Source organism: Vibrio sp. CB1-14, assembly GCF_040412085.2.
GTDB lineage: Bacteria > Pseudomonadota > Gammaproteobacteria > Enterobacterales > Vibrionaceae > Vibrio > Vibrio chaetopteri.
Genome location: NZ_CP115921.1, coordinates 309,905 through 327,224 on the forward strand (window position 1 = coordinate 309,905; position 17,320 = coordinate 327,224).

A 17,320-nucleotide genomic window follows, 5' to 3' on the forward strand; every position below is an offset into this window, starting at 1 on the left:
AAATCACTCTACTTTTATACATCTCACCGAAAACATATAGTCTTTCGAGCTCGTAGTGCGTCTGATTTCACCTTTATGAGGATTCCACCAAGAGTAAGCGAGTGTGCGGATGAACGCCTTGTCATCCTTCGCTTTAGTACCTGTCCAAAATTCGGTATAAACACCTTGAGTAATATAAAAACCTTTCCATTTCACCCCAGCAGGGCGGGCGAAAAAGTTTTGTTTATTTACCTGAGACTGATCGAACGATTTAAACAAGCTGTCTGGTTGACTCTCTTTAAGCTGAATCGCGATATCATTGTCGCCACGCCATCCATCTTTACCGATGTCCTCTTCTGACATACCTATGGTTCGTTCAAGTTCTTTCCAATCTTCATCGGTTGCGACACGCCAACCTTCTGGACAAAGATTGCGTTCATCTGCAACATCGTGCCAATCGTAAAGGCGCCCATATTTGAGTAGGTTTGAGTCATCATCTTTAGGGATTGCTGCGGTCTTTATCTTTGAGCCGTCTTGATACTTAGTGCTTCTCAAGTTTTCAGCCATCCAAACCTGATCGCCAATCTGAACCGTTCGATAAACATTACCTTCATTGTCTTGAACGTTACCTTCTAACGTGTTTAACGCAGAGTTAATGTCATTCGCGGATGATGTTGCAGCAAGAACCATAGTGACTCCTATAGATAAAAATAGCTTCTTCACGACGAGTTACCTTCGTTGTTGGTCTATCTTTACTTTATCTCTCAAACTGACTGCAAACTAGGCAATATAATCTCCATTACTTGCCTATTTGTATCAAGTAAGAGTTTAAGACGACTCTAGGCAATGTTCTTGGGTAGGTCTTGAGATTGGCTCCACTGCTTTGCCGATACACCATAAAGACGTTTAAACTCTCGGCTAAACTGAGAAGAACTCACATAGCCCACAGCCATTGCAGCCTTACTGACATTCATACCTGCTGCGATCTTCATTGCTGCGTTGTTGAGACGCATCGATTTCATGAATTGGATCGGTGACATTCGAGTCGCTTGTTTGAATTTTCGGTGGAACACAGCCCTACTCATTCCAACTAATGACGCCAGTTCATCAATGGTGACATTCTTACTGAGGTTAAGAGATAAGTGTTCTATCGAGCGCGCAATTTCATTTCCAACACCAAACGCTCTTCGAGCAGAGACCCCAGCCTCTCCTTTGAGCACGGCATAGTAGAGCTCACGCAATCGACTTTCACCAAGTATAGACACATCCGCTTTATCATCACCAAGCTGAAGCAGTCTCAACAAGGCATCACCAAATGCATCGTCCCAGTCGGCGAGAGACATGCCCGGAGGCTGATTGCTGCTTTTTGGAAGCTTAACCGCACCCGCAGTGCTTTCCATTTCAATCGCCAGCTCCGTCATCAACTTGGTGTCGAGTGAAATATAAACACCGATCAGTGGCTCTTCAGGTGATGCTTCTGGAGTGCCTGCCTCAACGGGGATCGATACTGTACAACACATGTACTGACTATTGTCGTAAACATAGCGAGCACCTTCGAGTATCGCTTCTTTCTTACCACTCAAAATAACGATAACCGTTGGCTCATAGACGGCAGGGACACAAGGTACTGCTGTCGTGACCTTAAACAGCCGAACGCCTTGTATACCAGTATCAAGCATACCGTCTTCAGTGATTCGATCTTCTACAAGCTGTTTTATCTGTTGCTTTATCATTTCAACACCTTAAACCAAAAATGATACTAATAGGCAATTAATAGAGATTAATTCGCCTATTTATCAACCATTGCGAGAGTTATAGTAGATTTCAGACAACGATACTACTGTTGAAAACGACAAGCAACTTGATTTGTCGCGTGACAAAAAAGCTCAGAAATTACACAAAGGTAAACACTATGACTGCTCAACTTTTCGGTAAAAACGGTTGGACTCCAGAACGTATAAGCTCTCTTGTAGGTAGAACTTATGTCATCACTGGTGCGAACAGTGGCGCTGGTTTTGAAGCCTCTCGAACTCTGCTTTCCAAAGGTGCTCGAGTTGTTATGTTGAACCGCAACCCAGCGAAATCTGAAACTGCCATCAATGAACTGAAGCAAACTTTGGGCAATGATATTGATGTCAGCTTTGTACAAATCGATCTTGGAAGTCTCGATTCGGTGCGTCAGGCAGCCGCAAAGCTCTTAGAAACTGTGACTTCTATTGATGCATTGATCTGCAACGGCGCAATCGCTCAAGTTGCAACACAGCAGTTCACCGTTGATGGTTTTGAGAGTCAATTGGGCGTGAACCACTTTGGACACTTTTTACTTTGTGGACTGTTGTTTGACCGAATTGAAGCTTCTCAAGGTCGCATTGTGATGGTTGGCAGCAACGCCTACAAGATGGGGCTAAAACGTATTAAGTTTGAAGATCTTAATTTTGATGACAACTACACAGCTTGGGATTCTTATGCTCAAAGCAAGCTCGCGCAGATCATGTTTGGCTTGGAGTTACAGCGTCGTATTGAAGCTGCGGGAAAAAATGTACAAGTTCATATTTGTCATCCAGGCGCATCACGCACCAACCTGCTAAAAGATACGGCAAGTACATTCAATAAAGTGCTGTGGGCAGTGATGTCTCGAGTGATTGCCCAATCTGCGGAGCGTGGCGCGTGGCCGGAAGTTATGTGTGCAACAGAGCAAGACCTTCAAACAGGCAAACTTTATGGCCCAACCCAACGCGCTAATACTGTAGGCGCTGTGGGAGAAAACGAGCTTGATGCGATTGCCTTAGACAAAGAAATGGCAACGAAGCTGTGGGACTTGTCGCTAGACAAAACCGCTATCAAATGGTCACTATAATGCTACGTAGAGCCAAGGCACTAAAGACTATATCCGTCGTGTTCGCCGCCACCGTTTTGGCGGCTTGCTCATCCCCCAACGTCGATGAAGACCTCAACTCGACGGAAACAAAGCCGACAGAAAAACACGAGCTTGGTGTCGCGTTTGGTGGGGGCGGAGTGCAGGGCTTCATGCACCGCTCTTTTGGATATCAAGCCTGCTATCTATAAAGAGAATAACCAGTAAATAGATTGTGGCGATTAAGTGGAGATGACAGCTAAATCGCCTCCAACGGTGCGACTACCTACGAATAGAAAACGTGACTAAATCATCACTCTCATAGAGCGTCGCGGAAGACGGTGTCATTGCCAACTTTTGCAAAATACGAATAGAGGGAAGATTGTCGACAACAGCCACACCAAATACTTCTTCTACAAAGCGGTTTTCAAATACAAACTCTATTGAGGCGCGAGCCGCTTCCGTAGCAAAACCTAGCCCTTGGTAGCTAGGCAGAAAGCCATATCGAATATCGTGAAAGTGAGAATCGGGTAACTGCTCAATTCCGGCATAACCAACACAGACCTCGGGGTGATTCTTTAGCGTGACGGTGAACGTACCAAAGCCCTTTTCCCAATGTGCCAACTTTTTAGATACGTAGTTCGCAATGTAATCACATGAGTATGGCTCGCCACCGGGTAAATATCTGACGATATCGGGATCTTGAAATAGCGCACGATAGAGCTGTAGATCGTATTGTATTGTGGGTCGGAGTATCAATCTTTCAGTTTCAATCATTTTAATTTCTACAACATTTGATGCTAATGAGTGACGATTAAGTGCCTTAATAGCGAACAAACTTATCCAAACAGCAGTGCTTTTATCAAATAAATCGCCCAAATCTGCAGCGCCAGATACTCCAGCTTTATCCATAGTTCCATACTGTGTTCCAATCCTTCGGTTTTACGTCATTCCAAGTTAACAAGCGAAAGCAACGGATAACAGTGAGGATTTCTCAAGGTATCTTTCACCAGTTGAAGGTAAATCATGAAAGTAAGCCTGATGATAAGTAGAGCTAATGAGACTAGTAAACAAAGGTGATTAGTCTGAAAAACAACAAGTTTCTACAATGCAGCTCATTCGACAAGGAGTGATCAATACGGCTAGGACGCTGTGATTTATACACAACAAGAGCACATTAACATGAAAAAGACACTCATCATCGCCACCATCTCAACGCTTTCATTTTGCGCCGTTGCCAACACGGATTTTCAAGGTCATCGCGTAGGCGCAGGTATTTCTGGTGTAACACTAAGCGAAGGTGGAGACGACTTAAAACTCGATTCAGGCTTTAAGCTCGAATACGGTTACGACATCAACCACATCTTTGGTGTCAACGCGTCATACAGTATGAACAGCAAAAGCGCATTTGATCTCGACTACGATTTCAATACATTCAAAATCGATACTGATATTGGCTATGCGTTCGACGTTGGCCAGCTTTGGCTAAAACCCTATGGCGCAATCGGTCTTGCTTTTGCCAATGAAAAGATTTCTGATCGCCACGATAGCTTGTCTGCCAACGATACCAGCTTAATGATCGGTATGGGTGTGAGAGCTCAAACGCAAATAGGCATCTACGCAGATCTTCGCTATGACATGAGTGGCTATGATGGTATTGATACAGACTCAGTATCATTTACTGTTGGCTACCGCTTCTAGCACGTTCATAGTTGGTTACTATTTAGTTTCTGAGCCAACGGGCAATTTGTTGGCTCTATGACATTCTCCAAACACGCTATGCTAAGGTTCGCGTTTATGTCACGAACAAGAGCAAGCATCTTGGCTAAAAATCGATTCAACAATCTCGACCTCAATTTACTTCGAGTGTTTAAAGTTCTGCTTGAAGAGAAAAACATGCGCAAAGCCGCTGAGCGTTTGTTTGTATCGCAACCCGCCGTTAGCCAATCGTTGCAAAAGCTCCGACATCATTTTGATGACTTACTGTTCGTCAAAGTGAAAACCGGACTTGAGCCAACCACGTTTTCCGAACAACTTGCCCGTGATCTATTGCCACTGATTCATCAGCTTGAAAGTGTGGTCAACGCTAGCAGTCTGTTTGATCCGGCAGAGCTTGACGAAGAGATTACGATTGCGTTGTCGTCTCAGTTCGTTTTCTCTGTTTCTGGAGACATCTATCGTCACTTTAAAAAGCATGCACCGAACTTAAAAGTGCACATCACCTCATGGAACGATCACACGATTTCTGGGATAGAAAAGGGTGACATCTTACTTGGCATAAACGCACCAATCACAGAGCGCTTACCGTTCTTAGTTGAGCAGGAGTTAGCTCAGCTCACCGCTAAAGTACTGTTAAGACGAGACCACCCTATAGCAAACCAACCTATTACTACCGAAAATCTCGCCTCCTACCCCCTAGCAAGGCTTCTCGTCAGCGACTACAGCAAACTAAATAGCCCTACCGTTGAAACCTTTAAGCGTTTGGGTTTTGAACTTGAAGTAGGCTTTGCTTCTGAGTTTCCAGTCGTATTATTGGATGTGCTGCGTCACTCTGATATGTTTATGGGAATAAACGACATTTTTTCTATTCAAGACTACCCTGATTTGGTGATGCTTGACCCTGAAGTATATGTGCCCGAAATTCACTATTTTGCAAATGGTTACTTCCATTCTCGACACGCCAACAGTGAAATGATGAACTGGTATATCCAATCTTTAACTCATATTTTTGAGCGAAGTAAAAAGCACTAAAACTGAGCCGCCTTAATTCAAATACCTGCTCATTTTCCGATCAACCTCACACCCCGACCATCTTCTTGGTGTTTTACCTTTCATAAACATACCCAAGGTAGACAGCAGTGAAACTCATTGATTAACCTATACATTGCAGTTGGTTGTATAGGAATTAATGATGCGCACTTCGAAAATACTAATTAAAGCATCAGTGTTAAGTGCTATAGCTCTAGTTTTAGGCTGTAGCGAGAAAAATGAAACAGACCTCATCGCTGTCGAGCCATTAACAGTCTCCACTACCGATGTCGAACTCACCCCTTCCTATCAAGTGAGGCGAGAATACGTAGGCACAGTCAAAGCCGGCCAACAAGCTAAACTTGGCTTTGAGCTAGCGGGTAAGATTGAGGTCATTTTGGTCGATGTTGGTGATAGCGTTGCAAAAGGTACTGCTTTAGTGCGACTCAATACCGACCTTTTGAAAACGGAACTTGGTCAACTTAACGCCCAGGACAGAGAGGTGCGCGCGCAATTAAAGCTCGTCAATGCCAACTTCAAACGTCAACAATCGCTAAAATCCAAAGGGTTTAGTGCGGATGCAGAAATCGATGCACTTACCAGCGAAAAAGGCGTCCTACAAGCGAATCTTGTCCGTTTGGAAGCGGCAATTCGCGCTAATAGACTGCGCATCGAGAAGTCGACTATTCTGGCTCCGTACGCGGGACGTATCGCTGAGCGTTACGTCTCGTTAGGTGACGTTGTCAATGTGGGTACCCCGACATTTGTACTGCTTGCAACAGAAGGGAAAGAGGCATTTATTGGCATCCCTGCTAAGCAGCTAAAGCGTGTTACCGCCCTCACCTCTCCTATCATCCGAGTCGATGACAACGACTATGCCGCAACACTGCTCAATCCGGGTGCGATGGTAGACACCCAATCACGAAGCGTTGGGCTTAGATATCAATTACCCGAAAACCCCGACCTACTAGAAGGTCAACTGGCCTACCTTTCCTTTAATGAAACGGTGCAAGACAGCGGTTACTGGGTTCCTCTTACTGCGCTTATCGATGGACTCCGTGGCGTCTGGAACGTATACGTGGTCGGAGAGGACAATAAAGTTGAAAGACGCAGCATCAACGTGCTTTATGCTGATGGTCAGCGCGCATTTGTATCCGGGGCTATAGAAGATGGCGAAGCCATTATCGCCAGTGGATTGCATCGTGTAGTACCAGGGCAACCTGTTCAAATTGCGCAGCAATAAGGATCATTATGAAGCTTATTGATGCAATCACTAATACTCGTCTATTGCTACTGGTTACCGCACTATTGATCGTCAGCGGTCTGGCCGCGTTTACTTCATTGCCACGGGCAGAAGATCCCATCATTAGTAATCGCTTTGCCAACGTCACCACCAGTTTTCCTGGTGCGAGCGCCGATCGTGTGGAAACACTGGTCACTGAAGTCGTAGAAAACAAATTGCGCGAGCTAAGTGAAGTTAAGTTGCTCACATCCAGTTCGCGTCCTGGAGTTTCTATCGTCACTATTGAGCTCAAAGACGAAGTGACAGAGCCAGAGCCTATCTGGTCAAAAGCCAGAGACAAACTTTCAGATGTTGAACCGTTACTTCCAGTTGGAACCGCACCACCCGATCTCGATAGCGATCATACCTATGCATTTACTGTCATCTCTTCACTGACTTGGGACGGTGCGGGCGAATCGGATATTTTGACACTAGGTCGTTATGGCAAGGAGCTAGCGAAGAGGCTACGCACTTTATCTGGCACCGAGTTTGTTGATGAATACGGCATGCCGAAAGAAGAGATCCAAGTAAACCTACGAACCGCAGATACTGCAGCGTTTGGGGCATCGAGCATTCAAATAGGTGATAGCCTGCGTGGTGCTGATGCAAAGAACTCAGCAGGGCAACTAGTAAGCCAGTTCTCGCGATTCGGCTTGGAAATTGAATCTGAACTAGATTCGATTGAGCGAATCAAACAGGTGCCTCTTCTTGTCGCTAGGAACGGACATATCATCCGTGTGGAAGACATTGCAACCGTCACTCGAAGCCAAAAAACACCAGAAAGTGAAGTGGCAATTATCGATGGCCATCCTGGTGTGATTATTGCTGCCCGCATGGAGCCGGAACTTCGAGTTGATCAATGGACGGCACGAGCAAAAACGGTCATCAATCAGTTCGAACGCGACCTTCCAAGCAACATCAAAGTCACTCTGTTATTCGACCAACAAGGTTACACCACAACACGTTTGGTCGATTTAGGTAAAAGCCTGCTGATTGGCTTTTCTCTTATCCTCATCGTACTTTTTGTCACCCTTGGTGTACGCGCAGCCATACTCGTTGCGATAGCCCTGCCACTGACCTGTATGATCACCTTGTCATTGATGAAAATGACGGGTATTCCTATTAACCAAATGTCGGTAACCGGACTCATTGTCGCGCTGGGAATCATGGTCGATAACGCGGTGGTCATGGTGGATACAATTCAGAGCTATCGACTCAAAGGTCAAGCAAGGCTAGAAGCAACCATCAATGCTATCTCCCACTTATGGGTGCCGCTCCTTGGCTCCACACTGACCACCATTTTGGCATTTGCGCCTATCTTCTTAATGCCGGGCGCAACAGGAGAGTTTGTTGGCGCGATTGCCATTACCGTCTCGTTCTCGTTGGTTGGCTCTTATATTCTGTCGCATACCGTAATCGCAGGCTTTGCGACTATGCTGCTGCCAAGCCATGCCACTGGCAACCATTGGTATAACAGCGGCCTACGCATTCCAGCGTTGACCCGTGGATTTAGCCAGTCAGTCAGACTAGCCATCAAACATCCAGCTATTTCACTCGTCGCGGTTCTCGCCGTCCCGGTGACGGGCTATTGGAGTATATCTCAGCTAACCGAGCAATTCTTCCCACCCTCGGATCGAGATATGTTTGAGGTTCAAGTATATCTGCCGCCACAAGCTAGCTTGTATGCGACGAAAGCGACGACTAAGGACGTCGATGCCATTATTCGCGACAACCCGGGCGTTGAGCGTGTTGATTGGCTAGTGGGTGCTAACTTTCCTTCTTTCTATTACAACCTACAAGCAACGCAAAATAACGCACCGTATTTTTCACAGGCCATGGTTAAAATGGAAAACTTTCAGCAGGCTAATTCGCTAATACCGAATCTGCAAGCTCGCCTAAATCGCGAGCTTCCTGGAGCACAGATCTTAGTGAGAAAGCTCGAACAAGGCCCTCCGTTCCGCGCCCCTATTGAGCTTCGAGTCTATGGTAAAAACCTAAATACACTCAAAGCGATAGGTGAAGATATTCGTCTTATTTTGGCTAATACACCTCACGTCACGCATACGCGAGAAACGCTTCAACCTGGCACGCCCAAAGTTTGGCTTAAAGTCGATGAAGACACCGCAAAGCTTAATGGCATTTCACTCAATCAATTTGCCAATATGTTGCAGGCTACCATGGTAGGGCGAGAAACAGGCTCTGTGACGGAAGGCAGTGAGTCGATCCCAATACGTGTTCGAGTCGCCAATGAAGAGCGCGAAAATCTATCACACCTTGGTAACGTAAGATTGCCTATTGCTTCTGAGGTTTACACCACTGGCGTCAACGTATCGACATTGGCCGAACTTGAGCTGACAACCAGCCGTGGTGCTATTACGCGTCGCAATGGTGAGCGGGTTAATACTATCGAAGGCTATATTCAAGCAGGCGTATTACCACAAACAGTGTTAATCGACTTTCAACAAAGACTTGAATCTTATACTTTGCCCTCTGGCTACCACATCGATTTTGGTGGTGAATCCGCTGAGCGCGATCGCTCGGTGGCATTGCTCATCTCCAATATCTCTGTCGTGGTGGTTTTGATGGTCTTAGTTGTGGTGATGTCGTTCAACTCATTTAGACTAAGCTCAATCATTTTCATGGTGGCTGGCCTGGCCGGCGGTTTAGGTCTGTTGTCTGTGTGGATCTTTAACTACCCGTTTGGCTTTACCGTTATCATTGCGATGTTGGGTATTATGGGACTCGCAATTAATGCCGCGATCGTCATACTCGCTGAGCTAAGAATGGATGAAAAAGCCGCCAGTGGTGATATCGACGCTTCTGTTGATGCCGTCATGTCGTGTACCCGTCACATTACCTCCACCACCATTACCACTGTGGGTGGCTTCATGCCTTTAATCATTGCAGGTGGTGGCTTTTGGCCACCTTTTGCAGTCGCCATTGCCGGTGGTACAGTACTGACAACACTATTATCGTTCTATTTTGTTCCTGTCATGTATCGCTTGATGGTGAAGAAAACAGCTAAGTAAATTGAGTTATAAGTTCCTTCACAGCTCCCCTTGATTACATCGGGGGGAGCCTCAAACGTGTACACCTACTATAAACAGTACAAAGCAACTGCCTGATTCACGTTAATACTGCTGCCCTTTAGTTACAAATTGTAGATATAGCGCGTATATAGCCAGACAGGACATTCCATACACTTCTATTGCTTCTGTCGGGTGACTTACTATATAACCCCAGATGTCGGTCAAATCGTTCATTTTCGCCTCTGATACTTAATTTAATTTTTAGGTACCAAATCCGTTTGCTGCCACTGCTCCATCCTACCCTTTAGAAATTGACATAATGAATCACTCGCGAGCGCCGCTCGGCAAAGCTCAATCAGAAATTCTTTGGTCATTTAAAGGGAGAGGTAATTTTATCAATGAACTGCTCAGTTTTTGAACTAGCCAGAAGTTTCACTTATTGGTGAATCTTGCATGTTCTAACGGATTTCACAATGGATACAGTGCCCACGATGGAGATAAGGCTTGCGGAAAATTTTTTAAGGCTTACGCCAGTCTCATCGTACTCGCTCAATTATCTATTCGAATGACCAATACAAACTCAATTGGTATGAATCGCAATCAGCCCTAGCATCTACCACAAAGCTTGAGCAAACTAATACGTTGTTGGCTTGGCTATTCACTTCCCTAACACAAAGCACAAAGAGGAAAATAATGAAGTACTTTCTAATTCAGAATGGTGGGGCTCGTTTTATTCTGAATGTTCCCGAGTTTCGACAAATTACGGGCGTAGGCTGGCAGGTTGTTGAAGTCATTATTGCAAGTAGCAAGAGAGCCGCTTGGAAAAGTGTTACGAGACATTAGTAAAAACAGCCCATCGCCTCTTTCGAAGCGATGGGCTGTTAAGGTGACTATAGATTAGCTACGGTCTTCTGCAAACATAAATACCGCCACATTAGTAATACTCACCTTGTTGATTAGAAAAACTCGTGCTCGCGCCCCACATTCTCACCCAGCGATAAAACATGTAACAAATCTTGTCTGCTATCATAAGTTCGGACATTTAAACCGCTTAATAGCAATTATTAAGGACAAAGTTATGTGGAATAAACTAAATAAATCCATGATGTTCTGCCAAATGATGTTTGGATTATCATTTTACGGCGTCATGGTCATCTTAACTCGATTCTTCCTCGAGAACCTCGATTACAGCGAAGCGGACACCATGATGGTCGTCGGTGCCTTCTCATCTATCGGCCCACTGTTCGCCATTGCAGGTGGCTTTATCGCCGACAAATTTCTAGGCGCGTTTCGGTCTTTAACCATCGCCTACCTTGGTTTTACCTGTGGTTATGCTCTGCTAGTTCTGGGCGCATCAACCGTTAACATTCCAATAAGTCTCGCTGGTATCGCACTGGCAAGTTACGCACGTGGCTTAATGTCCCCATCTTACCCAAGCCTTTATAAGCGCACGTTCAAAAGCCAAGAAGACTTTGAAAATGGTTACCCTGTTAACTATTCAGTGAACAACATTGGCGCCCTACTTGGCCAGTACCTATTCCCAATGTTTGTTTTGGTGATTGGCTTCTATGGCAGTTTTGCGCTTTCCGGAATTTTGGCGTTTACGGCTTTGTTTATGCTGTTCACATTCAGAAAACAGCTGCAAGGTATCGGTGCAGATATTGATAAAGCGCCAGTCTCTAGCGCTAACTGGATCAAGTTTGCGATTACTTCAGTGGCCATGATCGGCATGGTGTTCTTTATGTTCTCGAACATGGACATCGGTAAAAACATCGTTTACGCCATTGGTTTGACTGCTATTGGTTATTTCATCTCACTGATGTTAAAAGCCGAAAAAGCCGATGCACTTCGCATGGGAACCATCATTATTGTTACCGTTCTAACGACAGCGTTTTTTGTCTATTACGGACAAATGATGACATCAATGACTATGGTGACCATCAACACCATGCGTGGTGATTTGTTTGGCATCATTCCAATCGCACCTGAAGCGTCAATGTCGATGAACCCACTTTGGTGTATTGTTGCAGGACCTGTGATTGCAGCGACTTTCTCTGGACTAGAAAAACGCAACATCCACTTTACGACCGCCACCAAGATTGGCTTTTCATTCATCATGACAGCGATTGCGTTTGGTATTTTGGCGTTTGCAGTGAAGAATGTTGGCGAAGATGTGATTATCCGCCCTGAGGTGTTCCTCGTGATTCACTTCTTCCAAGCGTTTGCTGAAGTCATTGTTGGTTCATTAGTTGTCGCCTTCATTCTATCGGTGGCACCGAAACACATTGAGAACTTCTCGGTAAGCCTATTTTCAGTGGCAATCGCTTTGTCTGGTATTGTTGGCGCTGTGTTCTCTACTTCAATCGCAGCAGAGAAAGGCCAAGAAATCACTCAAGAGTTCGTGCAAACCGTTTATGGTGACTACTTTGGTTTATTAACGATGTTAGCCGTTGTAATGGTGCTCGTTGCTCTGCTCTCATCCATTGCAATTCGCAAGATGCTTGCCGCAGCGGATGCTCATCAACCGAAAGAGCAAGTGGAACTGACGGAAGCGGAAAGTTAACCATAGAAAAGGCTCGCTATTTTAAATTTAGCGAGCCTTTTTCTTCCCATTAAACCCAGATCAAAACAGGCTTAGTTGACGTTAATGTTGCCATCACGCTGGTCATACATTTCAGGCGTAACGTGTAAACCTCCTGAGTAGCCTGCTTTTTCCAACATTTCCCTCACTTGTTTCACATCCTCTTCCGTGACTGGCACTTCACGTGCCCCCAAATGGAGTCGAACGAAGGTGATCAGCTCTGCCAGCTTTTTATCCGACAACACATCTTCAAAGCTCGCCATCGGCATAAAATTTCGCTCTTTGTCTAAATACGTAGGCTGGAGCCCGCGAATAGTTACAGCGATCGTATTGAACGGATCACTGTGCATGATAATGCCATTATCTAGCAAAGTTGGCGCAATGGGATCTCGTCCTTTACCGTCTGGCCCATGACATGCGCCACAAGTTTGGTTGTAGGTGGCATAGATATCTTCTGCATACGAGACTTCATCAAACCCTTTGGGCTCTAATCGTACCGCGGCATCACTGATCATATTATTGGAGTCACCCGCCAATAGGTAATAAGACATGGATTCAATATCTTCTCTGGTCATCAAACTCAAGCTGTTCTTGATTACATCGGCCATACCAGCAAACGCACTGCCCTTATCAGAGTGACCTGTATGGAGGAAATCAGTTAAAGAAGTCAGATCCCAACCATCGATAAACAGCTCTTCTGCCGTGATGTCCGGCGCATGCCATCCGTCGATTAAATTGCCTTGGAATATACGATCATTATCGAGCGCTTGAGCGATATTTCTTGGCGTATGGCATTCCGAGCAGTGACCCAATCCAGCAACCCAGTATTTACCGCGCTGCCACTTTTCTACATCCTCCACTTTATTCTGTAGTTCGGCAGGCACTTCGTATTCCATTGGTTTGCGATCGGCAAAAACAATGTCCCAGGCAAGGAGACCTAAGCGAATGTTCGACGGGAACATCATTTGATTGGCGTCATTTCGTCTTGATACAGCACCAATAGATTGCATGTATTCCCACATATCGCGCAAATCTTGCTCAGTAACATGTTGGTAGGAAGTAAACGGCATTGCCGGATATAGATACCCATGTCTCCCTTTACCATCAACGAGAGCGGCTCTAAAGTCCTCGTAGTCATAACTACCAATACCTTCTGTGACATGAGGCGTTATGTTAGTTGAGTAAATGGTGCCAAATGGCGTGACAAACGGCAGGCCACCAGCAAACGGCTCTCCCCCCTCGGCGCTATGACAAGCCACACAGTCTCCTGCATGAGCCAGATACTCGCCGCGTTCAACCGCCTCTGCATCCAGTGACGCAAGTCGGTTATCGTTTTGCAAGCGAGCGTGGGTGATATAAGCACCAATCGCGAGGATTTCATTTTGAGAGAGCTGCTCACCAAAGGCAGGCATCACATTATTTAACCCTGCACGTATGGTGTGTTGGATCTCTTCTATGCTGCCTCCATGAAGCCAAATGTTGTCGGATAGATCAGGTACGCCCGTTTCCATATTCACTAAGCGACCGTCGCCATGGCAAGAAGAGCACGTTTTCACGAACAAGTCTTTACCAAGCTCCACCTTAACCTCTGGCACATCAGTATGGCGTTGGTTGAGTGATGCGAGGTAATAAGAAATTTTAGCGATTTCATCTGGCCTAAGCACATCTACCCACCCGGGCATCGCACCATTTCTACCGAGTTCGATGGAATGGATGATAGCCTCATCGGATCCACCGTACATCCATTCATTGTCGATAAGGTTTGGGAAATGCTTCGCTCCCTGCGCGTTGTCGCGATGGCAAGCAGCACAATGGGTTTGGAATAACATTTGCCCTGAAGAGACTATCTCAGTGTTGTCCGCCAACGAGATGAGAGACTGGTCTTGTACCAGGGAAAACTGAGCATCAAGGCTTGTCGTCGGCGCGCTGAGCTTGTCGTCGGCCTGATCGTAATTAAGCAACCCTGACCAACCGCTGATCCCCGGATATAAGATTAGATAGCCAAATGAGATAACGAACGCAGCAAAATAGGAAACAAACAATATCTTTGGCGGCGGCGCATCTTTTTCTTCAATGCCATCGAACGTGTCGAGCACTTTGTCTTTGTCCGCTTGATGATTATTGCGCCAATACTTAACAATCACAGCGACCATTAGAACGAAGAATACAAGGGTGCCCACGGCAGCCCATAGAGTCCAGAAACTACTCATTGCACACTCTCCTCAGCTGTATCGACACCAAGACTTTGCAAGTAGCGGATCAGCGCTTCACCCTTGGTTTTTCCTCTAACTTCTAACCTTGCGTTGGCAATTTCATCCTCAGAGTAAGGCACACCTAGTGCTTTCAAAGTTTGCATCTTTCCGGTTATGGTATCGCCAGACAGAACTTGTTCGAACAACCAAGGATAGGCAGGCATGATGGACGTTGGGACAACGCGGCGTGGATCAATCAGGTGAATGGCATGCCACTGATCTGAATACTTTCTGCCTAGATTGGTGAGATCAGGTCCTGTGCGCTTCGAGCCCCATAGATTCGGAAACTCATAAATATCATCAGACTCTTGATTGGCGCGGCCATTGCGTTTTATCTCAGGTTCAAGTGGACGAACCATTTGCGTGTGGCACACATGGCACCCCTCACTGATATAAATATCTCGCCCGGCCACCTCTATCGCCGTGAGCGGCTTCGCTTGGCTTTGCTGAACGAGCTCTGGGGTACGTAATAAATTTGGAAGCACCCATACTAAAATGGAGAAAGACGCCACCACAGCGGTCGATACGATCAATATCACCAAAGACTTAGTAAAATCAGCATTCATGATACGCCTCCTTCACTACTCACCCGACGAGTAAGCGGCGTGCGCACCGTGTTGTAGAGGTTCAAGACCATCAGGAATAAGCCAAGAACAAACAGCGCTCCGCCAAAGAAGCGTAAGAACAACCACGGTGCTTTGAAATTCATCGCTTCAACAAAACTGTACTGCAACTCGCCATTATCGCCTTGTGCAAGCCACATCACCCCTTCTCCGATACCCGCTACCCAAAGCGCAATGGCATATAAAGCAACACCAGCATGAGCAAGCCAAAAGTGCCACTTGAGCAACCTTGGTGACCAGAGCTCGTTTTTACCCCATAACTTAGGGATAAAGTAATAGAATACGGCAATCCCTGACATACCAACCCAACCTAAGGCGCCGGAATGGACATGTCCTATCACCCACTCACTGTTGTGCGCAATCATATTGAACCAACGAATCGCAAGCAGCGGCCCTTCAAACGTGGCAAGACAGTAGTAGAGAATGGCAGAGAAGAAAAACAGCATGATATAGTCGGTTTTCAGCTTCTGTTTGTTCTGAAGTAAGGTCATCGCACTGTTAAACGCCCCTGCCCAAGATGGGAGCCAAAGTATTAATGACATCACGATACCAATATTCTGCACCCACAGTGGAACCGAGCTGTAGATGAGATGATGTGTACCTGCCCAGGTATAAAAGCCCACCAAGCCCCAGAAGTGGATAATCGAAAGACGGTAAGAGTAGATAGGTCTGTCGGCAACTTTAGGTATGAAGTAGTAGTTCATACCAATGACCCCTGCGGTGAGTAGGAAACCGACGGCGTTGTGCCCCCACCACCACTGGACAATAGCATCCTGCGCTCCGGCATACACGGAGTATGACTTCATAAACGAAGCTGGCATAGCCAGGTTGTTAACGACAAATATCATCGCAATCACGATGATAAACGCTGCAAAGAACCAATTGGCAACAAAGATGTGTTCGACTTTTCGCTTCGCTATCGTACCGAAAAACAGTACGCCATAAAGCACCCAAACCAACACGATTAGTAAATCGATCGGCCATTCGAGCTCTGCGTACTCCTTCGATGTCGTGTAACCTAGCGGCAAAGAAATAAGTGCAAGAAGCAGCACCAACTGCCAGCCCCAAAATACCATCCAAGACAAGCTTTTATTGAACAGCGCGCATTGGCATGTGCGCTGAACAATATACAAGGAAGTCCCCATCAGTATGTTGACGACAAATCCGTATATCACGCCAGAGGTGTGAAGCGGTCTGAGCCGGCCGAATTGAAAGTACTCGGAGTTAAAGTTGAGCACAGGCCAGTAGAGCTGAGCAGCCAATATAACGCCGATCACCATGCCAGCAACTGCCCAGATGAGTGACGCTAAAATAAAGTAACGAACGACTTTTATGTCGTAGTGATTCGCCGTGATGTCCATAAAGGCTCCTTCACTGCTTGTTGGCGTCAGAGCCTAATTTGGAATAGTAGTACGCGATGTCAGCGATATCTTGATCACTCAATGCGTCAGCTTGTTGTTGCATCAGAACAGCAAGGCCGCTACTGCGTTCTCTGGTTTGATAACTTCGAAGAGCGGTCATCAGATATCCCATCTTTTGACCTTGTAGGTTGGGGTAGGACTCAATGCTGGAGATCCCTTCGTCACCGTGACAGGTGGCACAGGTTTTGGCTTTCTCCATACCCACTTTGAATCGCTCATCTGCGAGCGTCTGAAATGAAAACAAGAGTGTTCCAGTGAAAAGACCCAGAATCACCCCGGAGGTAAATTTACCCATGATGCGCTTCCTTGTTTGACGAAAGTCAGGACTGCATACTTACTGACGTAACGTTTACCGTTCTTGATAAAGCTAACTTGATTAGAAAGCATAGTAACGGGTTACGTGGTCAGTCAAAAATCACCGGCGATTAATACGTGTTTTCTTTATTGAGGGTGATGTGCCCGTGTTCTAACATCGCTAAGCCCTAACGATGATTGTTACGGGTTAGCGACAACAATAGTGCAAACAAAGGCGTATTTTCTTTAAGGATATA

At 46.0% G+C, this 17,320-nt stretch carries 14 protein-coding genes; 7 read left to right on the forward strand and 7 right to left on the reverse strand.

What is annotated here, in order from left to right; translation table 11 throughout:
- Window positions 1-3: 3 nt before the first annotated feature.
- Together PG915_RS17545 and PG915_RS17550 are read right to left on the reverse strand one after the other, a co-directional pair.
- Window positions 4-702: a fibrobacter succinogenes major paralogous domain-containing protein gene (locus PG915_RS17545; RefSeq protein ID WP_353499710.1), complete on the reverse strand. Its 699-nt coding sequence runs from the start codon at window positions 700-702 to the stop codon at window positions 4-6.
- 116 nt (window positions 703-818) lie between these two features.
- Window positions 819-1,712 carry an AraC family transcriptional regulator gene (locus PG915_RS17550; RefSeq protein WP_353499712.1) on the reverse strand — a complete coding sequence of 298 codons (894 nt, stop codon included), beginning with the start codon at window positions 1,710-1,712 and terminating at the stop codon, window positions 819-821.
- A 179-nt stretch (window positions 1,713-1,891) separates the two neighbouring features.
- Between PG915_RS17550 and PG915_RS17555 the strand changes: the two genes are divergently transcribed.
- Window positions 1,892-2,836: an SDR family oxidoreductase gene (locus PG915_RS17555; protein ID WP_353499713.1), complete on the forward strand. Its 945-nt coding sequence runs from the start codon at window positions 1,892-1,894 to the stop codon at window positions 2,834-2,836.
- Window positions 2,836-3,045 carry a hypothetical protein gene (locus PG915_RS17560; RefSeq protein ID WP_353499714.1) on the forward strand — a complete coding sequence of 70 codons (210 nt, stop codon included), beginning with the start codon at window positions 2,836-2,838 and terminating at the stop codon, window positions 3,043-3,045. Before PG915_RS17555 ends, PG915_RS17560 begins: the two co-directional genes overlap by 1 nt.
- 70 nt (window positions 3,046-3,115) lie before the next feature.
- Here PG915_RS17560 and PG915_RS17565 read toward each other — a convergent pair whose 3' ends face one another.
- Complete coding sequence (locus tag PG915_RS17565; RefSeq protein ID WP_353499715.1) at window positions 3,116-3,745, reverse strand: GNAT family N-acetyltransferase; 630 nt, start codon at window positions 3,743-3,745, stop codon at window positions 3,116-3,118.
- Between the two features lie 270 nt (window positions 3,746-4,015).
- On the opposite strand from PG915_RS17565, the gene PG915_RS17570 reads away from it, so the two are divergent.
- The 5 genes from PG915_RS17570 (at window position 4,016) to PG915_RS17590 (ending at window position 12,455) form a co-directional block, all read left to right on the forward strand.
- Complete coding sequence (locus tag PG915_RS17570) at window positions 4,016-4,534, forward strand: porin family protein (protein ID WP_353499716.1); 519 nt, start codon at window positions 4,016-4,018, stop codon at window positions 4,532-4,534.
- Window positions 4,535-4,630: 96 nt separating this feature from the next.
- Complete coding sequence (locus tag PG915_RS17575) at window positions 4,631-5,584, forward strand: LysR family transcriptional regulator (protein WP_353499717.1); 954 nt, start codon at window positions 4,631-4,633, stop codon at window positions 5,582-5,584.
- Window positions 5,585-5,741: 157 nt separating this feature from the next.
- On the forward strand, window positions 5,742-6,824 hold the full coding sequence (locus PG915_RS17580) for an efflux RND transporter periplasmic adaptor subunit (protein WP_420884628.1): 1,083 nt from the start codon (window positions 5,742-5,744) through the stop codon (window positions 6,822-6,824).
- Between the two features lie 8 nt (window positions 6,825-6,832).
- Complete coding sequence (locus PG915_RS17585) at window positions 6,833-9,892, forward strand: efflux RND transporter permease subunit (protein ID WP_353499718.1); 3,060 nt, start codon at window positions 6,833-6,835, stop codon at window positions 9,890-9,892.
- A 940-nt stretch (window positions 9,893-10,832) separates the two neighbouring features.
- Complete coding sequence (locus tag PG915_RS17590; RefSeq protein WP_353500150.1) at window positions 10,833-12,455, forward strand: peptide MFS transporter; 1,623 nt, start codon at window positions 10,833-10,835, stop codon at window positions 12,453-12,455.
- 71 nt (window positions 12,456-12,526) lie between these two features.
- On the opposite strand, the gene PG915_RS17595 is transcribed toward PG915_RS17590, so the two are convergent.
- Genes PG915_RS17595 through PG915_RS17610 form a run of 4 tightly spaced genes read right to left on the reverse strand, consistent with a single transcriptional unit; the run spans window position 12,527 to window position 17,064 of the window.
- Window positions 12,527-14,683: a c-type cytochrome gene (locus PG915_RS17595; RefSeq protein WP_353499719.1), complete on the reverse strand. Its 2,157-nt coding sequence runs from the start codon at window positions 14,681-14,683 to the stop codon at window positions 12,527-12,529.
- Window positions 14,680-15,291 (reverse strand): cbb3-type cytochrome c oxidase subunit II, encoded by a 612-nt coding sequence (locus PG915_RS17600; RefSeq protein WP_353499720.1) that lies wholly within the window; start codon window positions 15,289-15,291, stop codon window positions 14,680-14,682. The genes PG915_RS17595 and PG915_RS17600 overlap by 4 nt, the downstream gene beginning before the upstream one ends.
- Window positions 15,288-16,709, reverse strand: coding sequence for a cytochrome-c oxidase, cbb3-type subunit I (gene ccoN, locus PG915_RS17605; RefSeq protein ID WP_353499721.1), 1,422 nt, complete (start codon window positions 16,707-16,709; stop codon window positions 15,288-15,290). Before ccoN ends, PG915_RS17600 begins: the two co-directional genes overlap by 4 nt.
- A gap of 10 nt (window positions 16,710-16,719) precedes the next feature.
- The gene (locus tag PG915_RS17610; RefSeq protein ID WP_420884629.1) at window positions 16,720-17,064 is read right to left on the reverse strand and encodes a c-type cytochrome; all 345 of its coding nucleotides are present in this window, start codon (window positions 17,062-17,064) and stop codon (window positions 16,720-16,722) included.
- Between the last annotated feature and the right edge of the window lie 256 nt (window positions 17,065-17,320).

Bases quoted from the DNA above. Each gene is read 5' to 3' on its own strand.
- PG915_RS17550 (WP_353499712.1), bottom strand. From the start codon at position 1,712: ATGATAAAGCAACAGATAAAACAGCTTGTAGAAGATCGAATCACTGAA.
- PG915_RS17555 (WP_353499713.1), top strand. From the start codon at position 1,892: ATGACTGCTCAACTTTTCGGTAAAAACGGTTGGACTCCAGAACGTATA.
- PG915_RS17560 (WP_353499714.1), top strand. From the start codon at position 2,836: ATGCTACGTAGAGCCAAGGCACTAAAGACTATATCCGTCGTGTTCGCC.
- PG915_RS17565 (WP_353499715.1), bottom strand. From the start codon at position 3,745: ATGGATAAAGCTGGAGTATCTGGCGCTGCAGATTTGGGCGATTTATTT.
- PG915_RS17570 (WP_353499716.1), top strand. From the start codon at position 4,016: ATGAAAAAGACACTCATCATCGCCACCATCTCAACGCTTTCATTTTGC.
- PG915_RS17575 (WP_353499717.1), top strand. From the start codon at position 4,631: ATGTCACGAACAAGAGCAAGCATCTTGGCTAAAAATCGATTCAACAAT.
- PG915_RS17580 (WP_420884628.1), top strand. From the start codon at position 5,742: ATGATGCGCACTTCGAAAATACTAATTAAAGCATCAGTGTTAAGTGCT.
- PG915_RS17585 (WP_353499718.1), top strand. From the start codon at position 6,833: ATGAAGCTTATTGATGCAATCACTAATACTCGTCTATTGCTACTGGTT.
- PG915_RS17595 (WP_353499719.1), bottom strand. From the start codon at position 14,683: ATGAGTAGTTTCTGGACTCTATGGGCTGCCGTGGGCACCCTTGTATTC.
- PG915_RS17600 (WP_353499720.1), bottom strand. From the start codon at position 15,291: ATGAATGCTGATTTTACTAAGTCTTTGGTGATATTGATCGTATCGACC.
- ccoN (WP_353499721.1), bottom strand. From the start codon at position 16,709: ATGGACATCACGGCGAATCACTACGACATAAAAGTCGTTCGTTACTTT.
- PG915_RS17610 (WP_420884629.1), bottom strand. From the start codon at position 17,064: ATGGGTAAATTTACCTCCGGGGTGATTCTGGGTCTTTTCACTGGAACA.